Source organism: Blautia sp. Marseille-P2398, from assembly GCF_964240315.1.
Classification (GTDB): domain Bacteria; phylum Bacillota; class Clostridia; order Lachnospirales; family Lachnospiraceae; genus Blautia_A; species Blautia_A wexlerae.
The window spans coordinates 37,697-52,275 of sequence record NZ_CAXSTD010000009.1 but is presented as its reverse complement, the minus strand read 5'-3'; the positions used below and the strand labels follow the sequence as shown (position 1 = coordinate 52,275).

Here is a 14,579-nt window from a genome sequence, read left to right as displayed (position 1 = left end):
TTTTTTTCTCCCTCTGACAAATCACTCTGGCTGAATGAAACAAAGCAGACAAAACCATCCCCTTCGTTGCTTTTTTAACCAAATAACTGCTTGATTCGGTTAAAAAAACAGCGTTCCGAATATTATTTATATCCGAAACGCTGTCATTATTCCAGTTATTTCACTATGTATTTAATCCCAGTTCTTACGTCCATAACGAAGTGTCACATCATAGATTTCCTTCTGGAGTTTCTTTGTAAGATCTCTCTTCTTAATTCTCCACTTCCAGTTCATACCAACTGTAGATGGTTTATTCATTCGGAATCTGTTGTCCAGTCCCATATAGTCCTGCATTGGGATAACGCAGACACGCGCAGCACTGCGCATGATCAGACTGATGAAACACTTATACAGTTCTTCTTCCGGTGTTGCATGATCACACAGATAATCTCTCGCCAGTTTTCTCTCAGCTGCTGTGATGCTCTTCCACCATCCCACGATAGTTTCATTATCATGGGTTCCTGTATATGCCACGCAGTTCTCCGGATAGTTATGTGGCAGATAATCACTGGCACATCCGGAATCTCTGGAGTCAAACGCAAATTCCAGAACCTTCATTCCCGGGAATCCGCTCTCATATACCAGATGACGTACGGAATCTGTCATATATCCCAAGTCCTCCGCGATAACCTGCTTCCATCCAAGCGCCTGTTCAATCTTACGGAACAGATCAATTCCGGGACCCTTTTCCCAGTGTCCGCCTCTTGCATCTTTATCTCCGTATGGAATAGAGAAATATTCATCAAATCCACGGAAATGATCGATTCGCACAACATCATACAGTCTGAAGCAGTAACTCATTCTGGAAATCCACCACTGATATCCTGTATTTCTGTGATAATCCCAGCGATACAGCGGATTTCCCCATAACTGACCGGTTGCAGAAAATCCATCCGGAGGGCATCCTGCTACTGCCAGCGGTACATTGTCCTGATCCAGCTGGAACAACTCCGGATGTGCCCATGCATCAGCACTGTCCATGGCAACATAAATCGGAATATCTCCAATGATCTGGATTCCTTTTGAATTTGCATAGGATTTCAGTTTCATCCACTGCTCATAGCACTTAAACTGCATATACTGCTGGAATTCAATATCAAAATAGAGTTCTTCACGATAATAATCCATGGCATTGTTCCAGCGGAGTCTGATATCCTCAGCCCATTTGGTCCATTCTACACCTTCGAAACGGTCTTTTACTGCCATAAACAGAGCATAATCTGACAGCCACCAGCTATTCTCTGCTACGAATTTCTGATAGTCAGGATTCTTGCTGATATCACTGTTCTCGTATGCTTTTCTCAGAAGAGGATAACGGCCTTTGTAGATTTTTTCATAATCTACCTCATCAGGCTTCTTTCCCCAGTTAACTTTCTCGCAGTCTTTCTTATCAAGAACTCCTTCTTCCACAAGTGTATCCAGATCAATAAAATATGGATTACCTGCAAATGTAGAGAAAGACTGATATGGAGAATCTCCATAGCTGGTCGGTCCCAATGGCAGAATCTGCCAGTAAGTCTGTCCGGCTTCCTTTAACCAGTCTACAAATTCATATGCACTTTTGGAAAAACATCCGATGCCATAGTCTGATGGAAGGCTGCTGATCGGCATTAATATTCCTGCTGCTCTTTTTCCCATGATTCTTGTCTCCTTCGCCATTCTTCACTTTTACCGCCTATACTTTATCTAGTACATATAAGCAGTTTTTCTATACCTTATGCGCAATTGTTTTTTTTATTATATCTATTTTTTGTGCAAATTGCAATACAACTTTCATGTTATCCATTTTTTCGTGAAAATTACTAATCATTGCTTAGTTCTTTTCGTCATCTTCCATATTAAACACCAATCATTTCCACTCAGAGCATTGTCGTCAAGCGGATATTCACAATCTGCTTCGCTACGCAGCTCTATACCGAATAACTGCTCCGCATTTCATCAGAAGGAGCTTATTTTTTATCCATATCAAAAACTTATAATTACAATGCAATATTTCTATTTTACGTTTCATTTCTGACATGATAGGATGTGTTTAGTTAAAAAATAACAAAGTAACACTCCAACTTATCTGTTGAGAAACGTTTATCATTAACTACCATCAGAAAATTTCTCATACAGATATCTTCAACATCTTAAATTATACACATCAAAGACAAAGAAAAAAGAAAGAGGTAAGAAAATGGAAGACAACAAATTATGTCTGGAAAAGCAGCCTTTAAACCAGGAAATGCTTGACAAAATCGATGCTTACTGGCGTGCAGCTAACTATCTGTCTGCCGGACAGCTCTATCTTCTCGACAATCCGCTTCTGAGAGAGCCATTAACTATGGATCAGATCAAGAAAAAAATTGTTGGTCACTGGGGAACTGTACCGGGACAGAACTTCGTTTATGCACACTGCAACCGTGTCATCAAACGTTATGACCTTGATATGATCCTGCTTTCCGGTCCTGGACATGGCGGAAACTTCATGATTGCCAATACCTATCTGGAAGGTTCTTACAGCGAAGTTTATCCTAACATCAGCCAGGATGAGGAAGGTATGAAGAAAATGTTCAAACAGTTCTCCTTCCCATGCGGAGTCCCAAGCCACTGCGCACCGGAAACACCTGGTTCCATTAATGAAGGTGGCGAGCTTGGTTACTCCATCGCTCATGCTTTCGGAGCTGTATTTGACAACCCGGATCTGATTGCAACTACTGTTGTAGGTGATGGTGAAGCTGAGACTGGTCCTCTGGCGACATCCTGGCAGTCCAACAAATTCCTGAACCCGATCACAGACGGTGCTGTACTTCCTATTCTTCACTTAAATGGATATAAGATCAGCAACCCGACTATCTTCTCCCGTCTTTCTCATGAAGAACTTGAATGCTTCTTCAAGGGCTGTGGCTGGAAACCATATTTCGTTGAAGGTGACGACCCAATGACAATGCACAAGAAGATGGCTGAAACAATGGACACAGTGATCGAAGAAATCAAAGCGATCCAGAAGAACGCCCGTGAGAACAATAATCCGGAACGTCCGGTATGGCCAATGATCATCCTTCGTACTCCTAAGGGATGGACAGGTCCTAAGGTTGTTGACGGACTTCAGATTGAAGGTTCTTTCCGTGCTCATCAGGTTCCGATCACTATGGAAAAACCGGAACATCTTGAACTTCTGAAGGAGTGGCTGGAAAGCTATCGTCCTCAGGAACTGTTTGATAAAAACGGACGCCTGATCCCGGAACTGGCTGAACTGGCTCCTAAGGGAAATGCACGTCTCGGTGCCAACCCACATGCAAATGGCGGACTTCTTCTGAAAGATCTTCGTCTTCCGGACTTCCGCGATTACGGTATTGAAGTACAGCCTGGCAAAACAAAAGCTCAGGATATGATCGAACTTGGCGGATACATCCGCGACATCTTCAAACTGAATGAAGAAAACAAGAACTTCCGTATCTTTGGACCAGATGAAAGCATGTCCAACCGTCTGTACAAAGTATTTGAATATCAGAAACGTGACTGGAACGCAGAAATGCTTGATACTGATGACTGCCTCGCAAGAGACGGACGTATTATGGACAGTATGCTCAGTGAGCATATGTGTGAAGGATGGCTGGAAGGTTACCTGTTAACAGGTCGTCATGGCTTCTTCGCAAGCTATGAAGCTTTCATCCGTATCGTTGACTCCATGGCAGCCCAGCATGCAAAATGGCTGAAAGTTTGCAATCAGCTTTCCTGGAGACAGCCCATCGCATCCCTGAACTTCATCCTGACATCCAACGTATGGCAGCAGGACCACAACGGATTTACTCATCAGGATCCTGGATTCCTGGATCACATTGCCAATAAGAAAGCAGACGTAGTTCGTATGTACTTACCACCGGACGCTAACTGCTTACTCTCCTGCTTCGATCACTGCATCAAGAGTAAGAACTATGTCAATGCAATTGTAGCTTCCAAACATCCAAGCTGCCAGTGGCTGACCATGGAGCAGGCTGTTAAGCACTGCACACAGGGTATCGGTATCTGGGAGTGGGCAAGCAATGACTGTGGTGAAGAACCAGACGTTGTTATGGCCTGCTGCGGTGATACACCTACACTTGAGATCATGGCTGCAGTTACTATCCTTCGTGATGAAATGCCGGAACTTAAGATTCGTGTTGTTAATGTTGTGGACCTGTTCAAACTGGAATCCGACCACAAACATCCACACGGCTTAAGTGACGCAGAATATGATGCAATCTTCACAAAAGATAAACCTGTCATCTTTGCATTCCATGGATATCCAACACTGATCCATGAGCTTACTTATGAGCGTCACAACCACAATATCTCTGTTCACGGATATCAGGAAGAAGGTACTATTACTACACCATTCGATATGCGTGTACAGAACCAGATTGACCGTTTCAATCTTGTAAAGGATGCCATCATGCATCTTCCACAGCTTGGAAACAAAGGTTCCTTCTTAATCCAGAAGATGAATGACAAGCTTGTTGAGCACAAACAGTATATTGCTGAATATGGCCAGGATCTGGAAGAGATTCGAAACTGGGAGTGGCATAAATAAATCCGTCTAACAGATGATAAATTCCTTATAAATATAATAAGTCATCAGGATTCACATCATGTGGATTTCCTGATGACTTTTCTATTTCAGCGGTTCTGTTCTTTCCGTTCTGCCAAAAACTTCTGGAATGCTTTAGATGCAATACTTTGAGGATATTCTGTATCATGGATCAGAATAATGCTTCTCTCCGGAAGTGTTTCATTTACATCTATCTCAAAAACCTTTCCGGATTCCAGATCATCTCCGGCAAATTCTTCTGGCAGGAATCCGATTCCCATATTATACCGTACTGCCGGGAGAATCATATCTGTAGTCGCCAGCTCTACATCCGGCGAAAACTGCAGTCCATTTTTTGAAAAATACTCATTCAAAAATCTCCTGCTGATTGCCTCGGAAGTCAGGCTGATCCATGGATAGGCTGAAAGTTCCTCCAACGAAGTCTTCCTCCCCTTCAGCTCCGCAAAACGACTGCCTCCGATCAGAATTTCCCTATACTTTCGCACTACTTTCATTTTCAGTGGCTCTGCTAACTGTAAAGAAGCAGATACAACTGCAAGATCTACTTTACCCTCTTTTAAGGCATTTACAGAATCTGTAGTGCTGTTATTAAGAATTTTAAAATGCACATTCGGGTATTGAATATTAAAGTCTCTGACTGCCTCGAACAAATAACAGTGCAATGCTGTCTCTGTTGCACTGATATAAATGGTCCCGTTCTCAAGGCTGATCAGATTATTAAGATTATCCTCGGCTTTGAAAAACTGAGCACAGCCTGCTGCTACATACTGATAGAAAATCTTTCCCTCAGGAGTCAGTTTCATGCCACTTTTGCTTCTGGTAAACAGTCTGCACCCTAATATATTTTCCAGATTATGTATCGTCCTGGTCACAGCCGGCTGGCTGGTCTTTAATACTGATGCTGCCTTTGTCAGATTCTCATATTTTGATACGTAATAAAAAACTTTATAATATTCAAAATTTGCGTTCATTCTGTTCTCCGTCTTTCATTGTCTTATGTACAGTAACATATTTTACGCGCCTATTCTATCACAATTCTTTTTTCTGTACAATCTGATATGTCCAGAGTGTGTATTACTGTTTACTTCGTTATGTTACTGTTCACTCCGTTCACAGTAACGTATCCAAAATTCATTCCAGATTGCCTGCGGCAATGGAATTTGGGCTTGTATGTCTCGGGATTTTGGCATATTCATGCCAAAACACCTCGCGGAATAGTGGAATGTGAACAGTAACACGTGTGTTACTATTATCAAAAATAATCTCATTTTCTTCATTGCGTTTTTTTGCACAATACAATATAATAATTTCAGAGTTTATTTATGCAAAAAGACGAAAGGATGTACATATGAAACACAAAAAAGACTGGTATAAAGATCTGGTGATCTACCAGATTTACCCAAGAAGTTTTAAAGATGGCAACAATGATGGAATCGGTGATCTGAAGGGAATGATTGAGAAGCTGGATTATCTGAAGGAGCTTGGCATCAATGCAGTATGGATGTCTCCTGTCTATGCTTCTCCGAATGTGGATAACGGTTACGATATTTCTGATTACTTCGCGATCATGGAAGAATTCGGAACTATGGAAGACTGGGATGCTTTCCGCGACGGTGCACATGAACGAGGCATCGCCATTATCATGGATCTGGTCCTGAACCATTCTTCAGATAAACATAAATGGTTCCTAGAATCAAAGAAATCCCGCAATAATCCTTACAGTGATTACTATATCTGGCGTGATCCTGCACCGGACGGAGGCGCACCCAACTGCTGGATGTCCGTATTTGGCGGAAGCGCCTGGGAATATGTTCCGGAACGTGGACAATACTATCTCCATTTCTTTGCTAAAGAACAACCGGATCTGAACTGGGATAATCCGGAAACTAAAGAGAAAATTTTTGATATTATCCGTTTCTGGAATGAGAAAGGTGTTGACGGATATCGCATTGATGCCATCAGTTATCTTGACAAAGGACTGGACGGACGTGCAGATATGAATGAACCCCTTGGTACTGTAGCGTGTGTAAATCTGGAGGGAACCCACCGCTACATCCGTGAAATGGTTGCAGAAACAATGACTCCCGACAATCTGATGAGTGTAGGAGAAGTTAATATCAACAATGAACAGGATGCCATCAACTATTCCAGCGCAGCAAGCAAAGAATTTAACATGGCTATTCCATTTGTCCCTCCGATTGTTGAAATCCAGACATGGTCACCAGAGAAAATGAAACGTGATCTTAAGAAAGATTATGAAATCCTGAAAAAAGACGGATGGTGGGCAAGATTTTTAAGTAATCACGACAAACCGCGTCAGGTTTCCCTTTACGGAAATGACAGAGAATTCTGGTCAGAATCTGCAAAAATGCTGGCATGTTATCTGCACACACTTCCCGGTACCCCCTTCGTTTTCCAGGGCGAAGAATTGGGAATGACCAATGTTGCCTTCCCATCTATCGATGATTACAATGACATTGATACCCGCAATTATTATAAAACCATGATCGAACAGGGAGCTTCTCCTGAAGAAGCACTGGCAGAATCCAGAAGTATCAGCCGTGATAATGCAAGAACGCCTATGCAGTGGAACGACAGTCCAAACGGCGGATTTTCTGAGCATACTCCGTGGCTGGGTGTCAATCCAAACTACAAACTCATTAACGCAGAAAGCCAGATGAATGATGACTCTTCCGTTTTCAGATTCTACCAGAATCTCATCGCACTACGCAAAAAACACCCGATAATGGCTCATGGAGATTTCAAACTCTGCTGTCCGGAAGAGGGACCGATTATTGCCTACACCAGAAGCTGGCAGAATGAGACATGGCTGGCAGTGCATAATTTCTCTGCATCCATGCAGAAATTCCATTATGACACTGAAGATATTGAATTACCGTGCAACACTCCCGTAATCATTTCCAATTACGGAGAAAATGAAGTTGAATACGGAATTGGAACACTTGTACTCAAACCTTACGAAACTGTTGTGTTCCAGTTACATTAAGCAACTTCATCAATACAGACAGTAAAAAGCAGAACCATTGAATCACTATCCCTCAATGGTTCTGCTGCTTTTTTGTATTTGTTTTTCATTTATTTGACTGCCATTACTTTGCATTTCTTTTTGTAAAATGCAATACCGTACTTCAAGTGCTTCTCCATTCTCAGAAACAGTTTTCTTAAAATATTCCATAATCTGTGTCAGAAAAATATTACGTATTTCCATATTAGGAATGGTAAGCATGAACGTATTTGCATCTTTTCTTCCGGTCTGTGTGAGATATCCCGTAGTAAAAAGAACACTCCACAGGTTTTCAATCGAAGCATACATATCCTGATATGTCAGTTCCTGATGAATCTCCTTTACAATTGTTTCTCCTGCTATCAGTTTCTCAATTTCCTTTCTGACCGTTCCCTTATCAGTCTCCTGAATAAAGCGTTTCACCGCTTCATTACTGCTAGTATTAGACCAGTAATTCTGTGGCTGCGCCATATTGTTTATACGCAATTCGTCACAATAATTTATCACATCCCAGGGACAATAAACCTCTACATTTCCAAACCGATATCCGTCATACCACATTTTTATTTCATCATAATGCTCAAAAAGCTCATAATATTCCAATATATTCTTTTTGGAAGTTTCTTTTTAATTTGTTTCAATAGACACACTTCCCTTTATATTTTGATATATTAAACTCTAACTTTTATAAAGTGTAACATATTGCTATTGAATTCGTCTATCAAAATTTCTTTACATCCCATAATGTTTCTATTAATATCCCATCGTCTATTCATCCTTACAATACAACTGTAATTGTACTATTTTCTGCATTTAATAATAGTACCATATTGGAGCAAAATAGAGATTGCCAGCAATTTAACCACTGACAATCTCTATTTTTTATTTTATCAATCAGATCACTCTGAAATCTCAACAATTATTCATATAACAGAATGTCACTCTTTAGCAGTTTAACAAGAGAAATCTTTCATCCAATCGGCTCGAAGTCTACAGCTCCATGTTTACACAGTGGGCAGATATAATCTTCCGGAAGTTCATCACCTTCGTAGATATATCCGCAGACTTTACATACAAATCCTTTCTTACCTTCTGTTTCAGGTTTCGGTTTTACATTTTTCTGATAGTAGGTGTAGCTCATTGTCTCCTGGTCACTTACCACGCGGGCTTCTGTCACACTGCAGATGAACATTCCGTGAGTTCCCAGATCTACATACTGCTCTACTTTCAGGGACATAAATGCGTTGATATATTTGTCCAGGAATATCAGTCCGTTATCAGAACGATTCACCTTCTGTCCCGCAAATTTATCCACGCTTCTTCCACTCTGGAAACCAAACTGTTCAAATACAGAGAACGGAGCTTCTACAGAGAGACAGTTTACATTCATCACCCCTGTCTGCTTGATAACATGGTGAGAATAATTTGTCTTATTGATATTAACTGCAACGCGGAACGGAGAGTCTGTCAGCTGTGTAACTGTATTAACGATCAGTCCGTTATCCTTTTTACCGTCATTTGATGTCACTACATAGAGACCATAACCAATGCGGAATAATGCTGTCATGTCATTTTTATTTGCCAGTTCATCATTCTTTGCAATATATTCCTTACAAAGCTCGGAAGCCATCGCTTCCATTTGATCTCTGTTTTCCTGATTTACTGCGGACATGATCTTCACTGTGGTGTCTAGCCAGTTGATCTTCTTACATTCAGAAAGCATATTTTTCATTACTTTTGCTGCCAGAGGTGCCCAGGAACCGTTTTCAATAAGACCTACTGTACGGTTCTGAAAATTATGCTCTGCCAGACGGGTAATAAAGTCATTCATAAACGGATAGATTCCTGCATTATAAGTAGTTGTTGCCAGTACCAGCTTACTGTAGCGGAATGCATCGCTGAGTGCCTGAGACATATCATCTCTTGCCAGATCATAAACAACTACTTTCGGACATCCCTTGCTTTTTAATTTCTCCACAAACTGATTGACTGCTTCTTTGGTATGTCCGTATACAGAAGTATATGCAACTACGATTCCTTCTTCCTCCGGTGTGTAAGAGGACCAGGTATCATAGAGGCTGATATAATGTCCCAGATTTTCTGTAAGTACCGGACCATGTAACGGACAGATGATCTGAATATCCAGAGTAGCTGCTACTTTCAGAAGTCTCTGTACCTGTGCGCCATATTTACCAACAATACCGATAAAGTATCTTCTTGCTTCATCATCCCAGTTTTCTGCCACATCCAGAGCACCGAACTTACCAAATCCATCTGCTGAAAAAAGAACTTTATCTGTGCTGTCATAAGTCACCATAACCTCCGGCCAATGTACCATTGGCGCAAATACAAAAGTAAGATTGTGATTTCCCAGACTCAGTGTAGAACCATTCTCTACTTCCAGTTTCTGCCCTTCCAGATCCAATCCGAAGAAATTTTTGATCATTACAAATGTCTTCGCATTGGCTACTACTGTAGTGCCGGGATATACTTCCAGAAAGTTCGCTACATTTGCTGCATGGTCAGGCTCCATATGCTGAACGATCAGATAGTCCGGCTTACGTCCGCCCAGTGCCTGTTCAAGATTATCCAGCCATTCATGTTTGAAATTGGCATCTACAGTATCCATAACTGCAACCTTGTCATCCAGAATCACATAGGAATTATATGCCATTCCGTTTGGCACTGCATACTGTCCCTCAAACAAATCTACCTGATGGTCATTAACTCCGACATATTTAATGGTATCTGTAATCTTCATATTTCTGCCCTCAATTCTTTCTTTATAGTATATCGTCTGTCCGTTACTATTCAGCAATCTGCTGTCACTCAACGTTAATAAGTTATAGTTGCTATGCATTCTTAATTTGTTTATGTTTTTATATTATACTATTTTAATCCAATTTTCAAGTCCTTTTGGTAATTTTTTTCATAATGTAGTTATAATCTTATACAATGCTTCCACGCTGTACGGCAGTATCCTCTCATCCAATTGAAATTTCGGATGATGCAGAGGATGATTCTCTCCTGGTATTCCCGCAAGAAATACTGTGAAAAGTCCTCTGGTTTCTCTAAAATATCTGTATGCATTATCACCTGAAAGAAACAGCTCATCTTCTCCTTCCAGGACAAACTTATCCCCGAATACTTCTTCACCCACTGCCTTTGCTGTCTCTGTAAGTTCCTCATCATTGGCAAACGCATATACCGGATCTTTTGGAAATTCCATACGGATCTGTGTGCCAGTCTGCTTTTCAATTTCCTGCAGATTTCTCTCCAGCTCGTGCTCAAGTGCCGTGTAAGTTTCTTCATGAACTGCGCGTATATTTCCGTTTAATACCACATGGTCTGCAATAATATTCGTATATTCACCGCCATGGATCGTACCCGTACCCACAATATATTTTCCTGCATCCGGATGCTGTTTTCCAAAACTTTCATTCAGATCATGAATGGCACTTATCACTTGAGCAGCTGCATAAATTGCATCAATCCCCTTATCCGCTTCACACCAGTGACTGGATTTTCCATGAACATGAATCTGCATACTGTTGATCATGGAAGATGCCTGTCCCTGATGCACTGCCATTCCAAATGTCATGTCCGCTGCGTAATGAAACATCAGAAATGCATCTGCTTTCGGATTCTCTAATGCTCCGGCCTGAAGCATTCTTTTTGCACCTTCACCAATCTCCTCTGCAGGTTCAAAAAGGAACCGGAGCCTGACCGGAAAATTTTCCTGCATTCTTTGCTCTTCTGCCACAATTTTTGCAAGGATCAGTGCTGCTGCCAGGATCATATCGTGACCGCAGGCATGCATACATCCCTGATTTACTGATGCATATGGTAGATTTGTCTGCTCCTGTATGGGCAATGCATCCATCTCCGCCCTGAGTACAACCAGTTTCTCCCTGTTTCTCAGAGATGGAAGTTCCGCGATCAATCCTGTAGGTTCTATCGGCACAATCTCATATCCCAGTTTCTCCAGATATTTCCGGATATATGCAGACGTCTCCACTTCCTGAAGTGCCAGCTCCGGATATTGATGAAAGTAATGTCTCAATGTGATTAATTCTTCCGTATATTTTTCTATATTCATCTGTTTTCCAACCTTTGTTCTCAGGGATTACCATTTTCATCTTCCGACATACTCAAAACCGCATTCGGACGTTCCAGGCAGAACTTCTGTATCTCTTCCAGAAATCTCTGACCGTATTTCTTTAACTTATTCTTGCCCACACCGGAAACCTCCAGCATTTCTTCTTCATTTGATGGACATTTGATGCACATATCTATCAGCGTCTTATCACTGAACACGATATATGGAGGCATGGCTTCCTCTTTTGCAATTTCCAGACGAAGTTTCCGCAAGGCTTCAAATAAATCGTAACCTGCTGCCGTAAGCGCATCTGTACTGCGTTTTCTGACAGATTTCTGGGGCTTTTTCTTTTTATCCGGTTCTTTTTCCTCGTAAGTACGCATGATCACGTGAGTATTTTCATCTCTTAGCGGAGAAATATCGCCCAGTTTCAGCACACTGTAACGTTCCTGTGTCTGATAGAGATATCCCATCTCAGTCATCTGGCTGATCAGTGCCCTGAGTTCTGCCTCACTGTGATCATTCAATGCTCCATAAGATTTATACTTATCTGCTCCAAGCTCCCTCAACCGGGCTCTCTTAGCCCCCAGCAGAGTACCAAGCACAATTGTCAGTCCATACCTTCCTCTCGTCTCAGCCACACAGTTCACTACCCACTTCGCCTCTCTGGTCATATCTGTCTCATGGTATTCTCTGTGACAATTTCCACAATTATCACAGGGACCGAAGGTCTTTTCACCGAAATACTCCAGAATATAATTTCGCAGACATCCTGTTGTTTTACAATATCCTTCCATGATCTGAAGCCTTCGTATATCCCGCTGACGAATGAGAAATTCATCCTCTTCATCCACATCGGAAAAATCTTTGTTATCCAGAAGCATTCGGTCGATCATAACATCCTGTGCAGAAAACAATAGAACGCACTGGGAATTCTCTCCATCACGCCCTGCACGTCCTGCCTCCTGATAATAATTCTCCATACTCTGCGGCATATTGTAATGGATCACATATCTCACATTGGATTTATCAATCCCCATTCCAAATGCATTTGTTGCAATAATAACGGGGGTTCTGTCGTAAATGAAATCATCCTGATTCTTTTTTCTGGTTTCATTATTCAGTCCTGCATGATATCTGGTAACAGCAACTCCTTTTTGGAAAAGCAGTTCAAAAAGATTGTCCACATTTTTTCTTGTAGAGCAATAAATAATCCCGCTCTCTGTTGGATGTCTGTCTATGTAATCCATCACAAAATCGTCTTTTCGCCGGATATTTTCCACGCTGTAATATAAATTCTTTCTATCAAACCCGGTGATCACTACTTTCGGATCTTCCAGATTTAAAGTACAGAGAATGTCGTTCTTTACTTCCTCTGTTGCAGTTGCGGTAAAAGCACTGACGATCGGACGACCGGGAAGATTTTTTACAAAGTCTACGATTTTGACATAGCTTGGTCTGAAATCCTGGCCCCACTGTGAAATACAATGTGCCTCATCCACTGTCACCATGGAAATCTCCACCTGTCTGGCAAATTCCAGAAACTCATAATTTTCCAGACGTTCCGGTGCAACATAAATAATTTTGTATCTTCCTTCTGCTGCCAGGTACAACGCCTTGCTAATCTGACTTTCCGACAGTGAAGAATTGATAAATGCAGCATGTATTCCCGCTTCATTCAAAGCCTTTACCTGATCCTGCATCAGTGAGATCAGAGGAGAAATTACAATCGTAATTCCTGACAGCATCAGTGCCGGTACCTGATAACAGATGGATTTTCCGGCTCCTGTCGGCATGATTGCAAGCACATCCCGGTGTTCCAGAATGGACTCCACAACACTCTCCTGCCCTTCTCTGAATGTATCATATCCAAAATAAGTCTTTAAGGTTTGTACTGCCTGTCTGTTCACCTGAATCCTCCCTCTGCATTTTAATCTATTTTAATCTCTTTTTCAGCTCCTGAATCAGTTCGGAATAGTCTCTGTGCTGCATCTTCGGAAATGCCTTGATGATACGCCCCTGCCCGACAACGGTATGATTGGTAATAGAACTGGACAGTTCCTCAAACTGAGCCTGAAGCTCCGCTCTTTTTATACGAAGCATTTCAATAGATTTTTCTCGCTGTGCGGCAGTTGCATCACGCAGTTCTGCTGCTGCAAGAGTTGCCTGAACCTTTCCTTCTCCCACTTTCTGTGCTGTGCCAATCGTAGTCGTAGCCAGTGTATCACTCAGTTTATCACTTACAATTCTCAGATCTGCGCGAACCTTATCCAGTCTGGTAAGCTTTTTATTCAGTCCCTGGATCACTGCTACCGTCACAATAAAATCTGTCAGATACACAGCATACAAAACTGCTATCACAATCCACTCCCAGGTTGCAGGTGTATGTAACGCATGTGCCTCTACATACTTCTGGAAAACTTTTACTACCATAACGATAGCCAGTCCCCAGATCAGAGAAAACTCCAGGCAAATGTAGCCATGAAAATTAAAGGGTTTATCTGAATAATCCCACCATCTTGCGTGGAAACACACATCCAGCAGCCAGCCTGCAACCAGCTCCACCGCAGTTGCCAGAACAATTCCAAACACAAAAATCATTCCATCACTCATCTGACGCCCGCTGCCCTGAATTGTATTGAGCAAAGCAAAAACAGAAAGCACCCCAAATCCATATACCGGGCAGACCGGTCCATTCAGGAAACCTCTGTTTATAACTTTTCCCAACGCTACTGCATGAAAAATAACTTCAACAACCCAGCCGCCAAAAGAATAAATAAGAAAATACAGACATATCTGAAAATACGTCATTCCACAAATCATTCGTTGCTCCTCCTTGCTTT

General features: G+C 41.7%; 9 protein-coding genes. 2 read left to right on the top strand and 7 right to left on the bottom strand.

Features of this window, described 5'->3' with window-relative positions; genetic code table 11:
• Window positions 1-171: 171 nt before the first annotated feature.
• The gene (gene malQ / locus ACESZG_RS11575; RefSeq protein ID WP_373218348.1) at window positions 172-1,677 is read right to left on the bottom strand and encodes a 4-alpha-glucanotransferase; all 1,506 of its coding nucleotides are present in this window, start codon (window positions 1,675-1,677) and stop codon (window positions 172-174) included.
• Window positions 1,678-2,218: 541 nt separating this feature from the next.
• On the opposite strand from malQ, the gene ACESZG_RS11570 reads away from it, so the two are divergent.
• On the top strand, window positions 2,219-4,594 hold the full coding sequence (locus tag ACESZG_RS11570; RefSeq protein ID WP_008706824.1) for a phosphoketolase: 2,376 nt from the start codon (window positions 2,219-2,221) through the stop codon (window positions 4,592-4,594).
• Between the two features lie 86 nt (window positions 4,595-4,680).
• Here the strand turns inward: ACESZG_RS11570 and ACESZG_RS11565 are convergent, their stop codons facing one another.
• Window positions 4,681-5,583: a LysR family transcriptional regulator gene (locus ACESZG_RS11565; RefSeq protein ID WP_022381354.1), complete on the bottom strand. Its 903-nt coding sequence runs from the start codon at window positions 5,581-5,583 to the stop codon at window positions 4,681-4,683.
• Window positions 5,584-5,960: 377 nt separating this feature from the next.
• Between ACESZG_RS11565 and ACESZG_RS11560 the strand changes: the two genes are divergently transcribed.
• Complete coding sequence (locus ACESZG_RS11560) at window positions 5,961-7,619, top strand: alpha-glucosidase (RefSeq protein WP_373218345.1); 1,659 nt, start codon at window positions 5,961-5,963, stop codon at window positions 7,617-7,619.
• 45 nt (window positions 7,620-7,664) lie between these two features.
• On the opposite strand, the gene ACESZG_RS11555 is transcribed toward ACESZG_RS11560, so the two are convergent.
• The 5 genes from ACESZG_RS11555 to ACESZG_RS11535 form a co-directional block, all read right to left on the bottom strand.
• A complete protein-coding gene (locus ACESZG_RS11555) occupies window positions 7,665-8,240 on the bottom strand; it encodes a hypothetical protein (RefSeq protein ID WP_373218343.1) in 576 nt (191 codons plus the stop codon).
• 367 nt (window positions 8,241-8,607) lie between these two features.
• The gene (locus ACESZG_RS11550) at window positions 8,608-10,398 is read right to left on the bottom strand and encodes a flavin reductase (RefSeq protein ID WP_173698043.1); all 1,791 of its coding nucleotides are present in this window, start codon (window positions 10,396-10,398) and stop codon (window positions 8,608-8,610) included.
• Between the two features lie 168 nt (window positions 10,399-10,566).
• Window positions 10,567-11,736: a M20 family metallopeptidase gene (locus tag ACESZG_RS11545; protein WP_055058091.1), complete on the bottom strand. Its 1,170-nt coding sequence runs from the start codon at window positions 11,734-11,736 to the stop codon at window positions 10,567-10,569.
• A 20-nt stretch (window positions 11,737-11,756) separates the two neighbouring features.
• Entirely contained in the window at window positions 11,757-13,646 is a 1,890-nt protein-coding gene (gene recQ, locus ACESZG_RS11540; protein WP_373218341.1) for a DNA helicase RecQ, read from the bottom strand.
• A 25-nt stretch (window positions 13,647-13,671) separates the two neighbouring features.
• Window positions 13,672-14,559: a putative ABC transporter permease gene (locus ACESZG_RS11535; protein ID WP_195382919.1), complete on the bottom strand. Its 888-nt coding sequence runs from the start codon at window positions 14,557-14,559 to the stop codon at window positions 13,672-13,674.
• Between the last annotated feature and the right edge of the window lie 20 nt (window positions 14,560-14,579).

Bases quoted from the DNA above. Each gene is read 5' to 3' on its own strand.
- malQ (WP_373218348.1), bottom strand. From the start codon at position 1,677: ATGGGAAAAAGAGCAGCAGGAATATTAATGCCGATCAGCAGCCTTCCA.
- ACESZG_RS11570 (WP_008706824.1), top strand. From the start codon at position 2,219: ATGGAAGACAACAAATTATGTCTGGAAAAGCAGCCTTTAAACCAGGAA.
- ACESZG_RS11565 (WP_022381354.1), bottom strand. From the start codon at position 5,583: ATGAACGCAAATTTTGAATATTATAAAGTTTTTTATTACGTATCAAAA.
- ACESZG_RS11560 (WP_373218345.1), top strand. From the start codon at position 5,961: ATGAAACACAAAAAAGACTGGTATAAAGATCTGGTGATCTACCAGATT.
- ACESZG_RS11550 (WP_173698043.1), bottom strand. From the start codon at position 10,398: ATGAAGATTACAGATACCATTAAATATGTCGGAGTTAATGACCATCAG.
- ACESZG_RS11545 (WP_055058091.1), bottom strand. From the start codon at position 11,736: ATGAATATAGAAAAATATACGGAAGAATTAATCACATTGAGACATTAC.
- ACESZG_RS11535 (WP_195382919.1), bottom strand. From the start codon at position 14,559: ATGATTTGTGGAATGACGTATTTTCAGATATGTCTGTATTTTCTTATT.